Origin of the sequence: Microbacterium thalli (assembly GCF_028737325.1) — a bacterium.
Classification (GTDB): Bacteria; Actinomycetota; Actinomycetes; order Actinomycetales; family Microbacteriaceae; genus Microbacterium; species Microbacterium thalli.
The window spans coordinates 1,008,907-1,028,512 of the sequence record NZ_JAQZCH010000002.1 but is presented as its reverse complement, the minus strand read 5'-3'; the positions used below and the strand labels follow the sequence as shown (position 1 = coordinate 1,028,512).

The following is a 19,606-nucleotide window of genomic DNA, read 5'->3' as shown; positions in this document are numbered from 1 at the left end:
TCAGCCGAGGCCGAGCAGCGTGCGCACGCGGGCGACGTGCCCCGTGGCCTTGACGTTGTAGAGCGCGTGCTCGATGCGGCCGTCCGCGCCGATGACGAAGGTCGAACGGATGACGCCCTCGACCGTCTTGCCGTAGTTCATCTTCTCGCCCCACGCGCCGTACGCCTCGTGGACCGAATGGTCGGGGTCGCTGAGCAGCGGGTAGGTGAGACCCTCCTGCTCGCGGAAGCGCTGCAGCTTCGCCGCGTCATCGCGCGAGACGCCCAGCACATCGAACCCGGCGGCGCGCAGGCTCTCGACACTGTCGCGGAAGTCGCAGGCCTCGCGGGTGCAGCCCGGGGTCATGGCGGCGGGGTAGAAGAACAGCACGACCCGCCGACCGCGCAGCTGGGTGAGCGAGACCGCCGCGCCGTCCTGATCGTCGAGGGTGAAATCGGGAGCGAGGGAGCCGGGCTCGAGACGGGTCATGTCACCAGCCTACGGCCCGGGCCGGCGGCATCCGGTGTCAGGCGAAGGTGCTGAGCAGACGCTGGAGCGAATCGAGGCGCGCCGCGCCCCGCTCGCCCAGGCGGCCGTCGGCGACGGCTTCGACGATGGCGCAATCGGGCGCGTCGGGCAGGTGGGTGCACCCGCGTGGGCACTCCTCGGCGACGGCGGCGAGGTCGGTGAAGGCCGCGAGGATGTTCTGCGGCTGCACGTGGCCGAGGCCGAAGGAACGCACACCCGGGGTGTCGATGACCCAACCGCGCCCCTCCGCACTCACGTAGCGCAGCGACACCGTCGAACTCGACGTGTGGCGACCGCGCCCGGTGACCTCGTTGACGTGACCGGTGGCACGTGCCGCGGTGGGCACGAGGGCGTTCACGAGCGTCGACTTGCCGACGCCGGAGTGGCCGACGAACACGCTCGCGTGCCCCACCAGCTTCGCGCCGAGTTCGTCGACGGGCATCTGTCCGCGCCCGCTCAGCAGCACATCGAGGTCATCGACGCCCTCGAAGTGCGCGAGGAACTCCGCCGGATCGGCGAGGTCGGTCTTGGTCACCACGAGCAGCGGACGGATGCCGGCATCGAGCGCGGCGATGAGGTAGCGGTCGACCAGTCGGGGGCGCGGTTCGGGATCCGCCGCGGCGACGACGATGACCATCTGGTCGGCATTAGCGACGACGATGCGTTCGACCTGGTCGGTGTCGTCTGCGCTGCGCCGGAGCAGCGTCGTGCGGGGCTCGATGCCGACGATGCGGCCCAGCGTGCCTTCGTCGCCCGACACGTCGCCGACGACGCGGGCACGGTCGCCCGTGACGATCGGCTGGCGTCGCAGCTCGCGCGCGCGGACCGCGAGCGTGGAGTGCTCGTCGGGTCCGTCCTCGTCGATCAGGACGGTGTAGCGGCCGCGGTCAACGCCGAGCACGCGAGCGATGCGCGCGTCGGCGTGCGCCGGGCGGCGCTTGGTGCGGGGACGGTTCGCCTTGGGGTTCGGGCGGGTCCGGAAGTCGGCCTCGTCGTACTGCTCGTCGAGCTCGTCGTCGCCTCCGTCGAGCCAGCTCACCCGGCATCCCGGACGTCGGCGCCGAGCATTTCGTCCCAGAGGCGGGGGAACTCGGGCATCGTCTTCGCCGTCGTGCCGATGTCGTCGACCTCGACGCCCGGGACGCGCAGACCGATGATCGCACCGGCAGTGGCCATCCGGTGGTCGTGGTGGGCGCGCCAGAGGCCGCCGCGCAGGGGCACCGGGGTGATGCGGATGCCGTCCTCGAGCTCTTCGGCCTCGCCGCCGAGTGCGCGGAGGTTGCCGACGAGCGCCGCGATGCGGTCGGTCTCGTGGCCGCGGATGTGTCCGATGCCGTGCAGCGTGCTCGGAGCGTCGGCGAAGGCCGCCAGGGCGAACAGCGACGGGGTGAGCTCGCTCGCGGCTGTCAGATCGAGGTCGACGCCTCGGATCTCACCGGTGCCGGTGACCGACAAGACGCCGCTGCGACGCGTCACGCGGGCGCCGATCTCGGTGAGGATGTCGGCCAGCAGGGCTCCGGGCTGCGTCGAGTGGACGGGCCAGTGCGGGATCGACACGCGCCCGCCGGTGAGCACCGCGGCGGCGAGGAAGGGGGCGGCATTGGACAGATCGGGCTCGATCGTCAGCTCCTTGCCGCGCAGCGGACCGGCCGGCACGAGCCACTCCCGCTCGCTCGGACGCTCGACGTGCACGCCGCGGTGCGCGAGGGCTTCGACCGTCATGTCGATGTGCGGCAGGCTCGGCAGACGCCGTCCCTCGTGCACGAGTCGCAGGCCGACGTCGAACCGCGGTGCCGCGAGGAGCAGGCCCGAGACGAACTGGCTCGACGCGCTGGCGTCGATCGTGACCTCGCCACCGCGCACATGGCCGTGGCCGTGCACGAGGAAGGGCAGCATCCATCGTCCGCCGTCGTCGATGTCGACGCCGAGCTCGCGCAGGCTGCGGATCATCTCGCCCATCGGGCGGTGCAGGGCGCTCTCGTGCGCCGTGACGGTGACCTCGCCGCGGGCCAGACCCGCCAGCGGGGTGACGAAGCGCATGACCGTGCCGGCCTGGCCGCAGTCGACGACCGCGTCGGCGGCGTCACCGGAGAGCGGGGTGACCACCAGGTCGGGACCGAATGGGCCGTCGCCGGGCACCGCCTCAATCTGCGCTCCCAGGGCGCGCAGCGCGTCGATCATGCGTGCGGAGTCGTCGGAGTGCAGGGGCCCGACGAGCCGCGACGGCGACTCGGCGAGGGCGGACAGCACGAGCTCGCGGTTCGTCAGGGACTTCGATCCGGGCACCGAGACCTCGGCGCGAACCGGACCGTCGGCCACCGGCGCGCGCCACGTTTCGCCGTCGGCGACGGAACCAGGGGAATACGCGGCGGGGCTCATCGGTTCCCACAGTATCGAACGCGTTCGCCGTCTGTGAGGAAAGGAGCCCATGATCGCCACGATCGAGCCCGTGATAGCCCCCTGGGACGCCGACGTAGACTGGCCGCTGATGGAAGAGCAAGCGGTCACGGATCCGAGTGTCCAGTTCGAGGAGCAAGCGCTCCCGTTCATGGACCAGCTGTACGCGGCTGCCATGCGCATGACGCGCAATCCGGCCGACGCCGCCGACCTGGTCCAAGAGACCTTCGTCAAGGCGTTCGCCTCGTGGTCGTCCTTCACCCAGGGCACCAACCTCAAGGCGTGGCTGTACCGGATTCTCACGAACACGTACATCAACACCTATCGGAAGAAGCAGCGCGAGCCCTATCAGGGCACGATCGACGACCTCGAAGACTGGCAGCTGGGCGGTGCGGAGTCCACCACCGCGTCGAGCAGCCGGTCGGCCGAAGCCGAAGCGATCGACCACATGCCGGCATCCGCCGTCAAGGACGCGCTGCAGTCGATTCCCGAGGATTTCCGGCTGGCGGTGTACCTCGCCGACGTCGAGGGCTTCGCCTACCAGGAGATCGCCGACATCATGAAGACCCCGATCGGCACGGTCATGAGCCGTCTGCACCGTGGCAGGCGGCTGCTGCGTGACCTGCTGGCCGACTATGCGAAAGAGCGCGGCATCGCGATGCCCGCCACGAGGAGCAAGAAATGAGCGACTGCGGCTGCGACAAAGCACGACGCGACCTGGAGGAGTACCTGCGCGACGAGGTCTGCAAGACCGAGCACGCTGAGATCCGCGAACACCTCGAATCATGCCCGGCCTGCCGTGACGAGGCACTCGTGTCGCGCACGCTGACCGAGGTCGTCGCCCGGGCTTGCCGTGAGACGGCGCCCGAGGAGCTGCGCGATCAGGTCCTCGCACGGCTGCGTGCGGCGCAAAGCGCGGCGCACGCCTGACGCCCGTTCCTCTCGCGGCTCGATGAGCCGCCGGCGACGCGGAGAACGCGGAAGGGCCGGATGCACGGCATCCGGCCCTTCCGCGTTCCGCGGCGACGTCAGAGCGTCAGCGCCTGCTCCATGAGCTTGGCCTGCTCGGCAGCATGCACCTTCGGCGAACCGGTGGCCGTCGACGCGGCCGCCGACCGCGCGACGGTGCGCACGCCGCGACCCTGCAGCTGCGGGGCGACCTCGAGCGCGAAGAACGGCCACGCGCCCTGGTTCTCGGGCTCGTCCTGCACCCAGACCAGCTCGGCGTTCGGGTAGCTCGCGATGACGCGGTTGAGCTCGTCGACCGGCGCCGGGTAGAACTGCTCGAGGCGCACGAGGGCGATCGCGGGGTTGGGCTTCTTGTCGAGCTCGGCCTTGAGATCCCAGTGGACCTTGCCCGAGTGCAGCAGCACACGCTTGACGGCAGCCTTGTCGGCGATCGTGCGGTCGTCGAGCACGGGCTCGAAGCGACCGGTCTGGAAGTCCGCCACGGGGCTGGTCGCCCCGCGCAGACGTAGCATCGCCTTCGGCGTGAACACCACGAGCGGGCGCCGCGGGCGCGCGTACGCCTGACGACGCAGCAGGTGGAAGTACGACGCCGGGGTCGACGGGCGCGCCACGGTCATGTTGTCCTGCGCGCACATCTGCAGGTAGCGCTCGATGCGAGCCGACGAGTGGTCGGGGCCCTGGCCCTCGTAGCCGTGGGGGAGCAGGAGCACGACGCCCGACTGCTGCGCCCACTTCTGCTCGGCCGACGAGATGAACTCGTCGATGACGGACTGGGCGCCGTTGGCGAAGTCGCCGAACTGCGCCTCCCACAGCACGAGGGAGTCGGCGCGTTCGACGGAGTAGCCGTACTCGAACGCCATCGCCGCGTACTCGCTGAGCAGCGAGTCGTAGACGTAGAAGCGGCCCTGGTTCTCCGACAGGTTCGCCAGCGGCAGCCACTCCTGGCCGTTCGCGCGATCGTGCAGCACGGAGTGGCGCTGCACGAACGTGCCGCGTCGGGCATCCTGACCGGCCAGGCGGACGTTGGTGCCCTCCATCAGCAGCGACCCGAACGCGAACAGCTCGCCCATGGCCCAGTCGATGTTGCCGTTGCGGCTCATGTCGTGACGCTTGTCGAGCAGCTGCTTGAGCTTGCCGTGCACCGTGAACTGGTCGGGAGCGTTGACGAACGCGTCACCGATCTGGTGGATGACGTCCTCGCCGACACCGGTGGTCTCGGGTGTGCCGACGGCCTGATCGATCGGGCCGGAGAGACCGACCGGGCCCGACGCGCCGGTCTCGGCGGCGTGGGTCTCGGCGAACGCCACCTCGAGGCGGTCCTGGAAGTCGCGCTTGGCCTGCTCGTACTCTTCCTCGGTGATGTCGCCGCGGCCGACGAGCGACTCGGTGTACAGGCGGCGCACGGAGCGCTTCGCCTCGATGAGGTTGGTCATGAGCGGCTGCGTCATCGACGGGTCGTCGCCCTCGTTGTGACCGCGGCGGCGGTAGCAGACGAGGTCGATGACGACGTCGCGCTTGAACTCCTGGCGGTAGCGGAACGCGAGCTGCGCGACGTGGACGACGGCCTCGGGGTCATCGCCGTTGACGTGGAAGATCGGCGCCTGGATCGTCTTGGCCACGTCGGTGGCGTAGACGGAGGAGCGCGCGTCGAGCGGGAGCGTCGTGAAGCCGACCTGGTTGTTGACCACGACGTGCACGGTGCCACCGGTGCGGTAGCCGCGCAGCTGCGACATCTGCAGCGTCTCGACGACGACGCCCTGGCCGGCGAAGGCGGCGTCGCCGTGGACGAGGATCGGCAGCCAGGCGAACGACCCGATCGGGCCGCGGTCCTGCTTGGCGCGCACGATGCCCTCGAGCACGCCGTCGACCGTCTCGAGGTGGGACGGGTTCGCCGCCAGGTAGACGGGAAGCTCGTCGCCCTCGTCGCCGACGAAGGTGCCCTCGGTGCCGAGGTGGTACTTCACGTCGCCCGAGCCGCTCTTCGAGCCGATCGCGACGGAGCCCTCGAACTCGCGGAACACCTGGCCGTAGGTCTTACCGGCGATGTTGGTCAGCACGTTCAGGCGGCCGCGGTGCGCCATGCCGATCGCGGCGCCCTCGAGCCCGGTGCGCGCCGCGCCCTGCAGCACCTCGTCGAGCAGCGGGATGAGCGACTCGCCGCCTTCGAGGCTGAAGCGCTTCTGGCCCACGTACTTGGTCTGGAGGAACGTCTCGAAGGCCTCGGCCTGGTTGAGCTTGCCGAGGATGCGCAGCTGCTCGTCGTGCCCGGGCTTCTGGTACTTGACCTCGACGTTGTCCTGGAACCACTTGCGCTGCTCGGGGTCCTGGATGTGCATGTACTCGATGCCGATCGTGCGGCAGTACGAGTCGCGCAGAACGCCCAGGATCTCGCGCAGCTTCATGACGCGCTTGCTGCCGAAGCCGCCCGTGACGAACTCGCGATCGAGGTCCCAGAAGGTCAGCCCGTGCTGCTCGATCTCGAGGTCGGGGTGGGTGCGCTGACGGTACTCGAGCGGGTCGATGTCGGCCATGAGGTGGCCGCGCACGCGGTACGAGTTGATGAGCTCCTGCACGCGGGCGGTCTTGTCCACGCGCTCCGCGAGGTCGACGTTGATGTCCGTCGACCACTGAATCGGGGCGTACGGGATGCGCAGCGCGGCGAAGATGTCGTCGTAGAAGCCGTTCTTGCCGATCAGCAGCTCGTGGACGGTCTTGAGGAACTCGCCCGACCCGGCACCCTGGATGACGCGGTGGTCGTAGGTGCTCGTCAGGGTGATCGTCTTGCCGATACCGAGGTTGACGAGCGTCTTCTCGCTCGAGCCCTGGAACTCCGCCGGGTAGTCGAGGGCGCCGGCGCCGATGATCGACCCTTGTCCCTTCATGAGGCGCGGGACCGAGTGCACGGTGCCGATGCCGCCGGGGTTGGTCAGCGAGATCGTGGTGCCCTGGAAGTCGGCGGCCGTGAGCTTGTTCTTCCGCGCCCGAGACACGAGGTCTTCGTAGGCGGCGAGGTACTCGCCGAACGACAGTGACTCGGCGCGCTTGATGCTCGGCACCATGAGCGCGCGGGTGCCGTCGGGCTTGGGCAGGTCGATGGCGATGCCGAGACCCACGTGCGCATGCGCGATGACCGACGGCTTGCCGTCGACCTCGGCGTACGAGACGTTCTGACTGGGGAAGGCCTTCAGCGCCTGGATGAGCGCCCAACCGATGAGGTGAGTGAAGCTGATCTTGCCGCCGCGGGTGCGCGACATGTGGTTGTTGATGACGATGCGGTTGTCGATCATCAGCTTCGCCGGGATCGTCCGCACGCTCGTCGCGGTGGGCACGGTGAGCGAATCGTCCATGTTCGCGGCGAGGGTCTTCGGCATGCCGCGCAGCGGCGTGACGACGTCCTCGCGCTGCTCGACCTCGGCCGACGGGGCGGTGGGGGCCTGAGCCGGGACGGGCTGCGCGGCGGCGGGACGCGCGGTCGTGCGAGCCACCGGCTGTGCGCCGACCGTGGGGATCGGGGCCGTCACGGGATGCTGCGGAGCAGAGGCCGGCGCGGGCTTGTCAGCGGCGGGTGCGGCAGCAGGCTGCGCCGGCTGCGCGGCAGCGGCATCCGTGCTTCCGCCGATGTGGGTGGCGTAGGCCTCGAGCGTGGGCCACCACTCCTTGTCCACCGAGTTCCGGTCTTCGCGGAACTGTTCGTACAGTTCCGCGACGAGCCATTCGTTCGCTCCGAACTCTCCGTCGTTCGAGGTTCCGATTCCGGTCGCCTGGCTGGACACGGCAGATCGCCTGCTTTCATCGGTGAAGATCAGTTCTCACGGCGATGGTCAGCCGCCGTGCACAGTCTCCTAGGGTAGCCCAGATCACCGGACCGGATGCCGCCTTGCGCGGCCCCCGCGTGAGGGTGCAGTGTCACCGCGATGATCCCCGCGCGCGCTCGGAGCCGGGCGCACGCGGGCGGCGTAGCGTGAGGGTCATGCGTTTCTCCGGTGCCCAGCCCACGGTCGATCTGACGTACTCCGACGTCTTCCTCGTCCCCCGCCGGTCGGCGATCACGAGCCGGCTCGACGTCGACTTGTCGCCCGGCGACGGCACCACGGCGACGATCCCGATCGTCTCGGCGAACATGAACTCGGTCACGGGGCCGCGACTGGCGGCGACGCTCGCCCGCCGCGGCGGACTGGGCGTGCTGCCCCAGGACATGCCGCTCCAGGACCTCGATGCGGCGATCCGGTGGGTCAAGGATCAGCCGGTGGCCTGGGACACGCCGATCGTCCTCTCGCCCGACACCACCGCGGCCGAGGCATCGCGCATCCTCCCCGCGCTCGACGGGCACGGCATCGTCGTCGCGGACGCGAGCAGCGCCGCGCTGCGCTTCGACGACATCGTCGGGATCGTGCCGGCCGGACGTCTCGCGACGGCGCTGCCCGACGCCCGCCTCGGCGATCTCGTCCGGGGCCGTGCCACCGCGATCGACGCCGACGACGTGCCCGACCCCCGTGCCGCGTTCGACCTCATCGACGCCGCGGGCGTCCCCGTGGTGGCCGTCCTGCACCAGGGCGCCCTCGTCGGCACGCTCTCGCGACGCAGCGCGCTGCGCACCGCGATCTATCGGCCCGCGGTCGATGCCGACGGGCGCCTCATCGTCGCGGCGGCCGTTGGCATCAACGGCGACGTCGCGGCGAAGGCCCGAGCGCTGGCATCCGCCGGTGTCGACGTGCTCGTCGTCGACACCGCTCACGGACACCAGGAGGGGATGCTGCGCGCCCTGCGCGAGGTGTCCGCGCTCGACCTCGGACTGCCGATCGTCGCGGGCAACATCGTCACCGCCGACGGCGTCGCGGACCTCGTCGACGCGGGCGCCACGATCCTCAAGGTCGGCGTGGGACCGGGCGCGATGTGCACGACCCGCATGATGACCGCGGTGGGGCGGCCGCAGTTCTCCGCCGTGCTCGAGACCGCGCAGGCCGCCGCGGAGCGGGGAGCCCACGTCTGGGCCGACGGCGGGGTGCGCTACCCGCGGGACGTCGCGCTGGCGTTGGCCGCCGGTGCGGCATCCGTCATGATCGGCTCGTGGTTCGCCGGCACGATCGAGTCGCCCGGCGAGGTGCAGGTCGATGACGAGGGCCGGGTGTTCAAGGAATCGTGGGGGATGGCCTCGACGAAGGCGGTCGTCGGCCGGTTCGGCCGGCTCGACGCTTACGAGCGGGCCCGCAAGGAGCTGTTCGCCGAGGGGATCTCGTCGTCGCGCATCTACCTCGACCCGCTGCGTCCCGGTGTCGAGGACCTGCTCGACATGATCACCTCGGGCGTGCGGTCGTCGTTCACCTACGCGGGTGCCGCGACCGTCGCCGAGTTCCACGACCGTGCGACCGTGGGTCTGCAGTCCGCAGCCGGGTACGAAGAGGGCAAGGCTCTGCCCGTCAGCTGGTAGGAGCGGCGTCATCCGGCCGTCCCCGGGGTGGTGTCGGGCGCAGTTCGGGCGATGGCGCGGTTCGAACTGCGCTGGATCAATGAAGCGTGGGGGCGGGGAAGCCGAGCCGGTCGATGAGCACACGGCTCTCGGACTCGCGGACGCTGTCGGCGAGGTCAGTGTCGATCAGGGTGAGTCAGCGCCGCCCACACCTCCGCCGGTGCGTACGGGGCCTGCCCGTTCGATGTCGACGGTGCACGTCGGACGCAGTTCTCCGCGTGCAGCGCGGTTCGAACTGCGCGCGGTGCGCCGAAGTGCGCGCGAAGCGGCGCCATCCGGCCCCCGGCCCAGCGTCGGACAGGCGTAAGATCGACCGCACGATGGACGACCCTCCCAGTTGCCGACCCTCGCCCCGCCGACCCCGTGGAAACGGGGGTGACGCCTGATGGATTACGTCATGCTGGGCGTGGGGCTCCTGCTGACCGTCGGCACCGGTCTGTTCGTTGCGAGCGAGTTCGCGCTGGTCAACCTCGACCGCGCCGACCTCGAAGCGCGTGAGGCCGCGGGTGAGTCGCGCCTGTCGATGACGATCGCCGCGCTGCGCATCACCTCGACCCATCTCTCGAGCGCGCAGCTGGGCATCACGCTCACGACGCTGCTGACCGGTTACACGATGGAGCCGGCGATCTCGAACCTGCTGGCGCCCGTCTTCAACGGGTGGGGGTGGCCCGAGACGGTGTCTCGCCCCGTCGCCGCCGTCGTCGGCGTCTCGGTGGCGACGGTGTTCTCGATGATCCTGGGCGAGCTCGTGCCCAAGAACTTCGCGCTCGCGATCCCGCGTCAGACCGCGAAGCTCGTGATCCCGTTCCAGTCGCTGTTCACGACGGTGTTCCGTCCCGCGATCATGGTGCTCAACGGCAGTGCGAACGGTGTGCTGCGTGCGATGGGCGTCGAGCCGAAGGAGGAGCTCTCGGGCGCTCGCTCGGCCGAGGAGCTGTCGAGCCTCGTGCGCCGTTCGGCCAGCGCCGGCGTGCTCGAGAAGGACACCGCGTCGCTGCTCGACCGATCGCTCACTTTCGCGCGTCTCACGACCGCCGACGTGATGACCCCGCGCCCCAGCCTGCATGCGGTCGCGGCCGGAGACAGCGTCGAAGATGTCGTCCAGCTCGCCCGCCGCACGGGCCACAGCCGGTTCCCCGTCTACGACGAGTCGATGGACGACATCACCGGCATCGTGCACGTCAAGCAGGCCGTGAGCGTGCCGCGCGAGCGACGCTTGGACGTGCCGGCCGCCGCCATCGCCGAAGAGCCGCTGCGCGTGCCCGAGGCGGTGCACCTCGATGCCGTCCTCGCCGAGCTGCGCGCCCGCGGCTACCAGATGGCCATCGTCGTCGACGAGTACGGCGGCACTGCCGGCGTGGTGACGCTCGAGGACCTCGTCGAAGAGATCGTCGGCGAGGTGCTGGACGAGCACGACCGCAGCCGCGCCGGCGTCCTCCGCGTGGCCGGCGGCATCGTCTTCCCCGCAGAACTGCGCCCCGACGAGGTGCGCGACCGCACCGGCATCCGGGTTCCCGAGGGCGACGTCTACGACACCGTCGGAGGTTTCATGATGAGCGTCCTCGAACGCATCCCGGTCGTGGGTGACACCGTCGAGGTCGAGGACGGCACGTTGACCGTGCAGCGCATGGACGGACGCCGTGTCGACCGCGTCCGCTTCGAGCCCACGCCCCTGCCCGAGTCCGCTACGGCGGACGCGGGTGCGGCGGCCGGGGCCGACCGCCGCGACGGGGGTGAGCGTCGATGAACGATTGGGCTGGACTGGCTTGGCTGGTCGTTCTGCTGGCGTTCAACGCCTTCTTCGTCGGCAGCGAGTTCGCGGTCATCTCGGCGCGTCGCTCGCAGATCGAGCCCCTCGCTGAGAAGGGCTCCCGCCCCGCCAAGACGGCGCTGTGGGCCATGGAGCACGCGACGCTCATGCTCGCGACCTGTCAGCTGGGCATCACGATCTGCTCGCTGGTGATCCTGAACGTCTCCGAGCCGGCCATTCACCACCTGCTGGCCGTGCCGCTGGGGCTGACGGGATGGGGCGAGGCGGCCGTCGACGTCGTCGCCTTCATCGTCGCGCTGATCATCGTGTCGTACCTGCACGTCGTGTTCGGCGAGATGGTGCCGAAGAACCTCGCGTTCTCGCTGCCCGACCGAGCCGTGCTGCTGCTCGCGACCCCGCTCATGTGGGTGTCGCGGCTGTTCTACCCGGTGATCGTCGTGCTCAACTGGATCGCCAATCACGTCGTGCGGCTGTTCCGCGTCGAGCCGAAGGATGAGGCGACCTCGACCTACACGCTCGATGAGGTCGCCACGATCGTCGCGACCTCGCGCATCGAGGGCGTGCTCGACGACGCGTCGGGCACCGTGGCGGCGGTCATGGAGTTCACCGACAAGAAGGCGAAGGACGTGGCCGTGCCGCTGGGCGACCTCGTCACGCTGCCCGAGACGGCGACCCCCGAGGATGTCGAGCGCGCCGTGGCGCGCCACGGCTTCTCGCGCTACGTGATCGTCGACGACACCGCCCAGCCCGTCGGGTACGTGCACCTGAAGGACGTGCTGCGCGAGGCCGAGGTCGACGACGACGCCGCGTCGCGCCCGATCAAGGCCAAGCGCATCCACCTCATGGTGCCCGTCGCCGAGACGACCGATCTCGAGGACGCGCTCGCGTTGATGCGGCGCTCGAGCCGTCACCTCGCCCAGGTGCGCGACGCCGAGGGGCGTACGACCGCGGTGCTGTTCCTCGAGGACATCATCGAGGAGCTCATCGGCGAGGTCCACGACGCGACGCGTCGTGGACCGCACGGCCGCCCCGGCCGCTGAGACCACGAATGCCGGACGCGCAGCCCCGAGGGGACGGCGCGTCCGGCATTCGTCGCGGGATCAGCGTCGGCGTGCGCGCACGTACTGCGGCGGCCAGATCGCGGCGTCCTCGCCGAGCTCGACCGAGGCGCGCAGCCCGAAGTGCGGGTCGCGCAGCCACTCCCGACCGGCCATGATCGCGTCGGCGTGCGCGGCGGCGAGGATCTCCTCGGCCTGCGTGCCCGTCGTGATCTCGCCCACGGCGCTGACGGGAACGCCGGTCGTGTCGCGCACCTCGCGGGCGAACGGCACCTGGTAGCCCGGACCGGTCGTGATGCTCTGGTGCGCGACGTTGCCGCCGCTGGAGATGTCGACGAGGTCGACGCCGCGCTCGGCGACCCAGGTGGTGACCGTCGCGGTGTCGGCGACATCCCAGCCGCCCTCGGCCCAGTCGGTGGCTGAGAAGCGGACGAAGAGCGGGGCGTCGGGGGCGACGGCGCGAACCGCCTCGACGATGCGCAGCAGCACGCGCGCGCGGTTCTCGAGCGATCCGCCGTACTCGTCGGTGCGGAGGTTCGACAGGGGCGAGAGGAACTCGTGCAGCAGGTAGCCGTGCGCGGCGTGGATCTCGAGCACCTCGAAGCCCGCGTCGAGCGACCGCTCGGCCGCCGCGGCGAAGGCCGCCACCAGCTCGTCGATCTGCGCGAGGTCGAGCGCCGCGGGTCGGGCGTATCCGTCATAGGCCTCGGCGGAGGGGGCGAGGGCCTGCCAGCCGCCCTCGCTCGCCGGCACGGTGCCGTTGGCATCCGCGAACGGCGACCAGGTCGAGGCCTTGCGTCCGGCGTGCGCGAGCTGGATCGCGGGCACGGCGCCGCGTGCGCGGATCGAGGCGACGATGGGCTTCCAGGCGTCGCGCTGCTCGTCGTTCCAGATGCCGGTGTCGTCGGGGGTGATGCGCCCTTCGGGCACGACGGCGGTGGCCTCGGCCATGACGAGCCCGGCGCCCCCGGAGGCGAACTGGGCGAGGTGCACGTGGTGCCAGTCGTTGGGCATGCCGTCGACCGCCGAGTACTGGCACATGGGCGCGACCCACAGGCGGTTGGGCACCTCGACGGCGCGGATGGTCAGGGGGCTGAACAGCTGGCTCACGCCGGGCTCCTTATCGGCGCCGATAGGGTGGCGCCATGGTCGAGATCCACGAGTGGGATGCGGGCGACACGGCCGCGCTCCTGCGGGAGCCAACTGCCGAGGACCACAAGTATTCCCGGGGAGTGCTCGGTGTCCGCACCGGCTCGCAGGAATATCCCGGAGCCGCTGTCCTGGGCGTCGAGGCGGCGTGGCGCACCGGGCTCGGCATGGTGCGCTACCTCGGGCCCGATCGGGCGTCCGATCTCGTGCTGCAGCGCCGGCCCGAGACGGTGACGATGCCGGGCCGGGTGCAGGCCTGGCTGATCGGATCCGGCACGGATGCCGCGACGCGGCCGCCCGCCGAGACGGCGCGCCTGCAGGAGCTCATGCGCGGAGAGGTGCCCGTGGTCGTCGACGCCGGGGCGCTCGACCTCGTCGCCGGCGCCACAGCCCCGACCGTCGTCACCCCGCACCAGAGCGAGCACGCCCGGCTGCGCGAGCTGCTCGGGTTGCCCGAGCGCACCGCGACGACGCTCGACGAGCGTGCGGATGCCGCGCGCGACACGGCACGCTCGAGCGGGACGACCGTGCTGCTCAAGGGTGCCGAGACGATCGTGGCCGCGCCGGACGGCTGGACCGCGGTGGTGCGGGCCGGCACCGGATGGCTGGCCACCGCGGGCACGGGAGACGTGCTCGGCGGCATCCTCGGTGCGATCGTCGCCGCGCGTGGCGCCGACCACGACCTGGATGCCGCCGCGCTCGCGCCTCTCGCCGCGGCCGCCGCTTTCGTGCACGGGCACGCCGGGCGGGCTGCCGGCGCCGGCCCGCGCACGGCGCTCGATGTCGCCGAAGCCGTACCGGGTGTCGTGGCAGCCTTGCTGGCCGGAGACCACGCCGCATTCTGACCCCGCGAAGGGCCGGTCGTAGGATGTGACGGTGTCGAGACGGGGAACGCTGTGGATCGCGTTCGCGCTCGTGCATCTGCTCGTCTCGGTGCTCGGTTTCGTCCTGCCCAACCAGCCGATGGGCGATGTCTACCTCGTCTACGAACCGTGGTCGCGGGCCGCGCTGAGCGGCGGCGAGATCGTCGGTATCGACCAGGACTGGGTCTACCCGCAGCTGGCCCTCGTGCCGATGGTGCTCGCTCACGGGTTCGCCTGGATCGCGGGCTACACGGTCGGATGGGCGGTCCTCGTCGCGGTGGTGGACGCCATCGCCTTCGCCGTGCTCATCGGTGACGCGCGCTCGCGCGGGCGTGTGACGGCGGCAGGGTTCTGGCTCGCCGCCATCATCCTGCTCGGCCCGGTCGGGCTGTACCGCCTCGACGCGATCACCGTCGCGCTCGCCGTGATGGGGTGCGTGTGGCTGCGCGGCCGGCCCGGGCTCGCCGGCATCCTGCTCGCCGTCGCGACGTGGATCAAGGTCTGGCCCGCCGCGCTCATCGGGGCCGCCGTCATCGTGCTGCGTCGGCGCGGTGCCCTCATCGTGTCGGGCCTGGTGGTCTCGGCGGCGACCCTGGCGGTCGTCATCGCCGCCGGCGGTGCCGCCCACGCGCTCGGCTTCGTCGGCGATCAGACCTCGCGCGGACTGCAGGTCGAGGCGCCGGTGAGCACGTTCTACGTGTGGGGCACCATGCTCGGCATCCCCGGCTTCTCGGTGTACTACGCCAGCGACATCCTCACCTTCCAGGTCACCGGCTCCGACATCGACCCGGTCATCGCGATCATGACGCCCGTGCTCATCGCGGGCGTCGCGGCCGTCGCGGGGCTCGCCGCCGTGCAGACCTGGCGCGGAGCGGCCGTGCGCCACGTTCTGCCGACGGCGGCGATGGCGCTCGTCGTGACCTTCGTCGCCCTCAACAAGGTCGGGTCGCCGCAGTACCTGTGCTGGCTGGTGCCTGCGGTGGTGCTCGGTCTGGTGCTCGACCGGCGGGCGTGGTCGCGACCGGCGGTCGCCGTGCTCGTGCTGAGCGGCCTGACCCAGCTCATCTACCCGGTGCTCTACAACGACGTCCTGACCGCCCAGCCGCTCGGCGTCGCGGTGCTCACCGTCCGCAATGTCCTGCTCGTCGCGCTGGGGGTGTGGATGGTCGTGCGCCTCGCGCGCGTGCCCGTGCCCCGGCCGGCATCCGTTCCCGCCTGATTCGGAGGCTCCCATGCTCGTCGCTTTCTCCGTCGCTCCCAGCGGCACCGGTCGGTCGGACGGTTCGGTCCACGACGCTGTGGCCGCCGCCGTCGCCGTCGTGCGGGCCTCGGGCCTGCCGAACCGGACGACGTCGATGTTCACCGAGATCGAGGGGGAGTGGGACGAGGTGATGGATGTCGTCAAACGAGCGACCGACGCGGTGCTGCCGTTCGGATCGCGGGTGTCGCTCGTGCTGAAGGCCGACATCCGCCCGGGCTACACCGGTGAGCTCGACGCGAAGATCGACCGGCTCGAGCGGGCGATCGACGACGACGGCGCCTGAGAGCGTCGCACCGCCTCGCCAACCGACCGGTCGGTCGGTTGATCGGCTAGGGTCGGATCATGCGCGAACGGATCCTGGCCGAGGCTCGTCGACTGACCCTGCAATCCGGAGCGGTCCCGTCGCTGAACGCGGTGGCCGCTGCGGCCGAGGTGTCCAAGGGCGGCCTGATGCACCATTTCGCCTCGCGCTCAGCGCTCGTGTCGGGGCTCGCTCGGCAGGCGCTCGACGAGGTGGATGCGGTAATGGCGGATGTCGTCGCGCGGGGGAATGCGGCCGAGACCTGGCTGCGCCTGTCGGCAGCCGACGCGGACGAGCGGGGCCTGCTCCGCGCTTTGGCGGGAGGCTTCCGACCCGAGGCGGGCGAGGCGTCGGCGCTCCTCGCCGATGCGCGTGACGCCCTCGCGCGGTGGGAGCGCGCCATCGCGTCCGAGGTGGGCGACCCCGTCCGGGCGCGTGTCATCCGGCTCGTCGGCGACGCGCTGGTCGCGAACGCGATCGCCGGAGTCGAGGCAGCGGACGGCATCGACGACCTCGTGCGCCACCTCGTACCCGAATCCGGCGCGACGCGATGAGCGGGGCGCTGCTGCTCGGCATCGCGGGCCTCGCGCTGCTCGACTCGTTGAACCCGGCGACGATCGTCGCCGTGACGCTGATCCTGGTGGCGGCGCCGCGGCATCCGGGTCTGCTCGCCGGCGCGGCCGTGGCGGGTGCCGCAGCCACGGTCTTCGTCGTCGGAGCGGCCCTGTTCCTCACGGCAGGGGCTGCCGCGGGTGCGGTGACCGGTATCAGCGTCGCGCTCCGTTTCGTCGCGTTCGGCGCGGCGGGTGTCGCGCTCGCCGTGGCGGGACTGCGGCGGTTCCGCGAACGGCCGCGGCGGGCCATCGTGCTGCCGCCGTGGTTCACCGTCTGGACCGCCGTCCCCTTCGGCGTGCTCCTGACCGCGGCCGACCTGCCGAACGCGTTCCCGTATTTCGTCGCGATCGAGCGGCTGGTGTCCTTCGGCGTGGGAATCGGGACCGGGCTGGCCGTGCTCGCCGGATACGCGGTGGTCTACTGCCTGCCGTGTCTGGTCCTGCTGGTGGCGGGCATGGTGGCGCGGGACCGGATTCGCCTACGCCTCGAATCCCTCGTCACACGGCTCGGTACGGGCGTGGTCGCCCGCTCGGTTCCGATCGCCCTCATCCTCATCGCTCTCGGCATCACCGTGGCGTCGGTGCCGTTCTGGCTCGCGTGACCGCCCGTATCCACTCCGGTTCGAATCGATTCGACCCGGCGGCGGCGCAGGGTTAGGCTCGCTCGGTGACCACCCCCGCGCTGCCCCGCTCCGCTGCCCGCTGGGCGCTGTTCGCCCTCGCGATCGGCAGCTTCGGCATCGGGATGACCGAGTTCGTCGTCATGGGGCTGCTTCCCGAGATCGCACGCGAGCTCACCCCCGGCGTCTACGCGGACGACCCCGAGGCGGCCATCGCCCAGGCGGGGTGGCTGATCACGCTCTACGCGGCGGGAGTCGTCGTCGGAGCGCCGACGATCGCGGGAACCGTCGCGAAGTATCCGCGGCACCGGGTGATGGTGTTCCTGGCCCTGGCGCTCACGGTGTTCACCGCCCTCACGCTCGTGCTTCCCACGTTCGAGCTCGTCGCCGTCTCGCGCTTCCTCGCCGGGCTGCCGCACGGAGCTTACTTCGGCATCGGCGCGCTGGTCGCGGCGGACGTCCTCGGCCCGGGCAAGCGCGCGCAGGGCGTGGCGTTCGTGCTGACCGGCCTGACGATCGCGAATGTCGTCGGCGTGCCCTTGGGCACCTTCCTCGGCCAGCAGTTCGGCTGGCGAGCGGCCTTCCTCGTGGTCGCCGTCATCTTCGCCGCCGCGACGATCGCGATCGCGGCGACGGTGCCGCACCACGCCGGGGAGCCCTCGCGCACCCTCCGCGCCGAGCTGCGTGTGTTCCGCATCGGGCAGGTGTGGTTCGCGCTGGGCATCGGCGCCGTCGGGTTCGGCGGGTTCTTCGCCGTGTACAGCTACATCGCCACACTCGTGACCGAGGCGGCGGGCTCGCCGCAGTGGGTCGTGCCGATCGTGCTCGTCGTCGCCGGGCTCGGGATGACGACGGGCAATCTCGTGGGCGGACGGCTGGCCGACCGCGATCTGCGCCGCAGTCTGGTGGGCGGGCTCGTCGCGCTCGCCGTCGTACAGGCGCTGCTGGCGCTCACCGCGGGGTCGATCATCGCCGTCGGCATCTTCGTCTTCCTCGTGGGGTTCTTCTCGGCCGCTCTCAGCCCCACGATCCAGACGCGGTTGATGGATGTCGCCGGCGACAACCAGTCGATCGCCGCAGCGCTGAACCATTCGGCCCTGAACATGGGCAATGCGATGGGCGCCGCCCTCGGTGGTGCCGTGATCGCGGCGGGACTCGGGTTCGTCGCTCCGGTCTGGGTGGGGGTCGTCCTGGCCCTCGGTGGTCTGGTGATCGCTGTCGCGAGCTTCTCGGTCGAGACCCGGGTCGGTCGCCGCAGCTCGGCGACGGCGCGCTGAGCGTCAGAAGGCGAGCAGACGGCGCAGGTGCGCGCCGACGAGAGCGGTCTCGATGAGGAAGGCGTCGTGCCCGAAATCGCTCGAGATCACGACGGCCTCGTCATCGATGGTCGAACGGATGCCGCGCGCGATGCGGCGCTGTCCCTCGACCGGGAACAGCCGGTCGGAGTCGACGCCGAGCACGAGGGTGCGCGCCGTCACCCGACCGAGCGCATCCTCGACCCCGCCGCGGTCGCGACCGACGTCGTGGGAGTTCATCGCCTCGACGAGGGTGATGTAGCTGTTGGCGTCGAAGCGCCTCGTGAACTTGTTGCCGTGGAAGTCGAGGTAGCTCTCGACGGCGAAGCGGCCGCCGTGGCCGATGGGGCTCTTGCCCGACTGCCAGGTGCGCTGGAAGCGCAGATTGAGTTCCGTCGGGCTGCGGTAGTTCAGCAGCGCCATCCGCCGCGCGAGTGCCAGCCCGCGGTGCGGTCCGTCGCCGTCGCCGGCGTCGTAGTAGTCGCCGTCCTGGAAACGGGGGTCCATGCGGATCGCCTCGACCTGGACGGAGTTGAGCGCGATCTGGTCGGCGGTGTTGACCGGCGGCGCCGCCAGCACGGCGAGTCGCTCGAGCCGGTCGGGAAGGCCGACGCCCCATTCCAAGGCGTGCATGCCTCCCATCGATCCTCCGACGACGGCCGCCCACACGTCGATCCCGAGGGCGTCGGCGAGCCGCGCCTGCGCGGCCACCTGGTCGCGGATGGTCAGGTGAGGGAAGCGCCCGCCCCATTCCGAGCCGTCCGCGGCGATCGATGACGGTCCCGTCGACCCTTGACACCCGCCGAGCATGTTCGGGGCGACGACGAACCAGCGGTCGGTGTCGATCGGCGCGCCGGGGCCGACGATGTCGTCCCACCAGCCCGCGGTGGCGTGGCCCGGGCCCGCGTCGCCGCGCACGTGGCTGTCGCCGGTGAGGGCGTGCAGCAGGAGGATCGCGTTGTCGCGGGCAGGGGAGAGCTCGCCCCACGTCTCGTAGGCGAGGCGGAAGGCCGGCAGGTCGCGGCCGCTCTCCGTGGGCAGTGCGCCGAACGTCGCGAAGCGCCGGTGGCCGACGGGATCGCCGTCGCGCCACGCCCCGGTCGCGGGCGGCCGAGCGCGCAGCAGCCGGGCGTCAGCCTCCGTGATCGGCGCGCTGGGCACCGTGTCTTCGGAGGTCTGCCAGTCCATGTCAGACATTCTCCCGCGGGTCGGGCGCCGCCGACGGACTGTTACGCCATCGGGGCGTGACGCCAGCTCGTCCACGCTAGTGCTTCGGTCGCCGACGGGCGGACCGAGGGGCCGTCAAAATCCCGTAAGATACCGCGAAGCAAGGG

At 71.0% G+C, this 19,606-nt stretch carries 17 protein-coding genes; 11 read left to right on the top strand and 6 right to left on the bottom strand.

Annotated elements, in window-relative coordinates:
- From bcp to aroA, 3 genes are read right to left on the bottom strand one after another with little or no spacing between them, the layout of a single operon-like run.
- The gene (gene bcp, locus PUW82_RS13050; RefSeq protein WP_274222704.1) at positions 1-468 is read right to left on the bottom strand and encodes a thioredoxin-dependent thiol peroxidase; all 468 of its coding nucleotides are present in this window, start codon (positions 466-468) and stop codon (positions 1-3) included.
- A gap of 37 nt (positions 469-505) precedes the next feature.
- On the bottom strand, positions 506-1,546 hold the full coding sequence (gene rsgA / locus PUW82_RS13045) for a ribosome small subunit-dependent GTPase A (protein ID WP_274222703.1): 1,041 nt from the start codon (positions 1,544-1,546) through the stop codon (positions 506-508).
- Positions 1,543-2,886, bottom strand: coding sequence for a 3-phosphoshikimate 1-carboxyvinyltransferase (aroA, locus tag PUW82_RS13040; RefSeq protein ID WP_274222702.1), 1,344 nt, complete (start codon positions 2,884-2,886; stop codon positions 1,543-1,545). The genes rsgA and aroA overlap by 4 nt, the downstream gene beginning before the upstream one ends.
- A 49-nt stretch (positions 2,887-2,935) precedes the next feature.
- Here aroA and PUW82_RS13035 point away from each other — a divergent pair, with 49 nt between their 5' ends.
- Positions 2,936-3,589: a sigma-70 family RNA polymerase sigma factor gene (locus PUW82_RS13035; protein WP_274223283.1), complete on the top strand. Its 654-nt coding sequence runs from the start codon at positions 2,936-2,938 to the stop codon at positions 3,587-3,589.
- Positions 3,586-3,834, top strand: coding sequence for a zf-HC2 domain-containing protein (locus PUW82_RS13030; protein ID WP_274222700.1), 249 nt, complete (start codon positions 3,586-3,588; stop codon positions 3,832-3,834). Before PUW82_RS13035 ends, PUW82_RS13030 begins: the two co-directional genes overlap by 4 nt.
- Positions 3,835-3,932: 98 nt before the next feature.
- On the opposite strand, the gene PUW82_RS13025 is transcribed toward PUW82_RS13030, so the two are convergent.
- Positions 3,933-7,646 (bottom strand): multifunctional oxoglutarate decarboxylase/oxoglutarate dehydrogenase thiamine pyrophosphate-binding subunit/dihydrolipoyllysine-residue succinyltransferase subunit, encoded by a 3,714-nt coding sequence (locus tag PUW82_RS13025; RefSeq protein ID WP_274222699.1) that lies wholly within the window; start codon positions 7,644-7,646, stop codon positions 3,933-3,935.
- 197 nt (positions 7,647-7,843) lie between these two features.
- Here PUW82_RS13025 and guaB1 point away from each other — a divergent pair, with 197 nt between their 5' ends.
- The 3 genes from guaB1 to PUW82_RS13010 all read left to right on the top strand — a co-directional run bounded on the left by guaB1 (position 7,844) and on the right by PUW82_RS13010 (position 12,151).
- Positions 7,844-9,301 (top strand): GMP reductase, encoded by a 1,458-nt coding sequence (guaB1, locus tag PUW82_RS13020; protein ID WP_274222698.1) that lies wholly within the window; start codon positions 7,844-7,846, stop codon positions 9,299-9,301.
- A 424-nt stretch (positions 9,302-9,725) separates the two neighbouring features.
- A complete protein-coding gene (locus tag PUW82_RS13015) occupies positions 9,726-11,087 on the top strand; it encodes a hemolysin family protein (RefSeq protein ID WP_274222697.1) in 1,362 nt (453 codons plus the stop codon).
- Positions 11,084-12,151 carry a hemolysin family protein gene (locus PUW82_RS13010; RefSeq protein ID WP_274222696.1) on the top strand — a complete coding sequence of 356 codons (1,068 nt, stop codon included), beginning with the start codon at positions 11,084-11,086 and terminating at the stop codon, positions 12,149-12,151. The genes PUW82_RS13015 and PUW82_RS13010 overlap by 4 nt, the downstream gene beginning before the upstream one ends.
- Before the next feature lie 60 nt (positions 12,152-12,211).
- On the opposite strand, the gene PUW82_RS13005 is transcribed toward PUW82_RS13010, so the two are convergent.
- Positions 12,212-13,279: an NADH:flavin oxidoreductase/NADH oxidase gene (locus PUW82_RS13005; protein ID WP_274222695.1), complete on the bottom strand. Its 1,068-nt coding sequence runs from the start codon at positions 13,277-13,279 to the stop codon at positions 12,212-12,214.
- A gap of 35 nt (positions 13,280-13,314) precedes the next feature.
- Between PUW82_RS13005 and PUW82_RS13000 the strand changes: the two genes are divergently transcribed.
- The 6 genes from PUW82_RS13000 to PUW82_RS12975 all read left to right on the top strand — a co-directional run bounded on the left by PUW82_RS13000 (position 13,315) and on the right by PUW82_RS12975 (position 18,254).
- The gene (locus PUW82_RS13000) at positions 13,315-14,163 is read left to right on the top strand and encodes an ADP-dependent NAD(P)H-hydrate dehydratase (RefSeq protein ID WP_274222694.1); all 849 of its coding nucleotides are present in this window, start codon (positions 13,315-13,317) and stop codon (positions 14,161-14,163) included.
- A gap of 31 nt (positions 14,164-14,194) precedes the next feature.
- Complete coding sequence (locus PUW82_RS12995; protein ID WP_274222693.1) at positions 14,195-15,400, top strand: glycosyltransferase 87 family protein; 1,206 nt, start codon at positions 14,195-14,197, stop codon at positions 15,398-15,400.
- A 13-nt stretch (positions 15,401-15,413) separates the two neighbouring features.
- On the top strand, positions 15,414-15,725 hold the full coding sequence (locus tag PUW82_RS12990; RefSeq protein WP_274222692.1) for a thiamine-binding protein: 312 nt from the start codon (positions 15,414-15,416) through the stop codon (positions 15,723-15,725).
- Positions 15,726-15,784: 59 nt separating this feature from the next.
- Positions 15,785-16,297, top strand: a complete 513-nt coding sequence (locus tag PUW82_RS12985; protein WP_274222691.1) for a TetR/AcrR family transcriptional regulator — start codon at positions 15,785-15,787, stop codon at positions 16,295-16,297.
- Positions 16,294-16,959, top strand: coding sequence for a GAP family protein (locus tag PUW82_RS12980; protein WP_274222690.1), 666 nt, complete (start codon positions 16,294-16,296; stop codon positions 16,957-16,959). Before PUW82_RS12985 ends, PUW82_RS12980 begins: the two co-directional genes overlap by 4 nt.
- Positions 16,960-17,024: 65 nt before the next feature.
- Complete coding sequence (locus PUW82_RS12975) at positions 17,025-18,254, top strand: MFS transporter (protein WP_274222689.1); 1,230 nt, start codon at positions 17,025-17,027, stop codon at positions 18,252-18,254.
- Between the two features lie 3 nt (positions 18,255-18,257).
- On the opposite strand, the gene metX is transcribed toward PUW82_RS12975, so the two are convergent.
- Positions 18,258-19,460 (bottom strand): homoserine O-acetyltransferase MetX, encoded by a 1,203-nt coding sequence (metX, locus tag PUW82_RS12970; RefSeq protein ID WP_274222688.1) that lies wholly within the window; start codon positions 19,458-19,460, stop codon positions 18,258-18,260.
- Between the last annotated feature and the right edge of the window lie 146 nt (positions 19,461-19,606).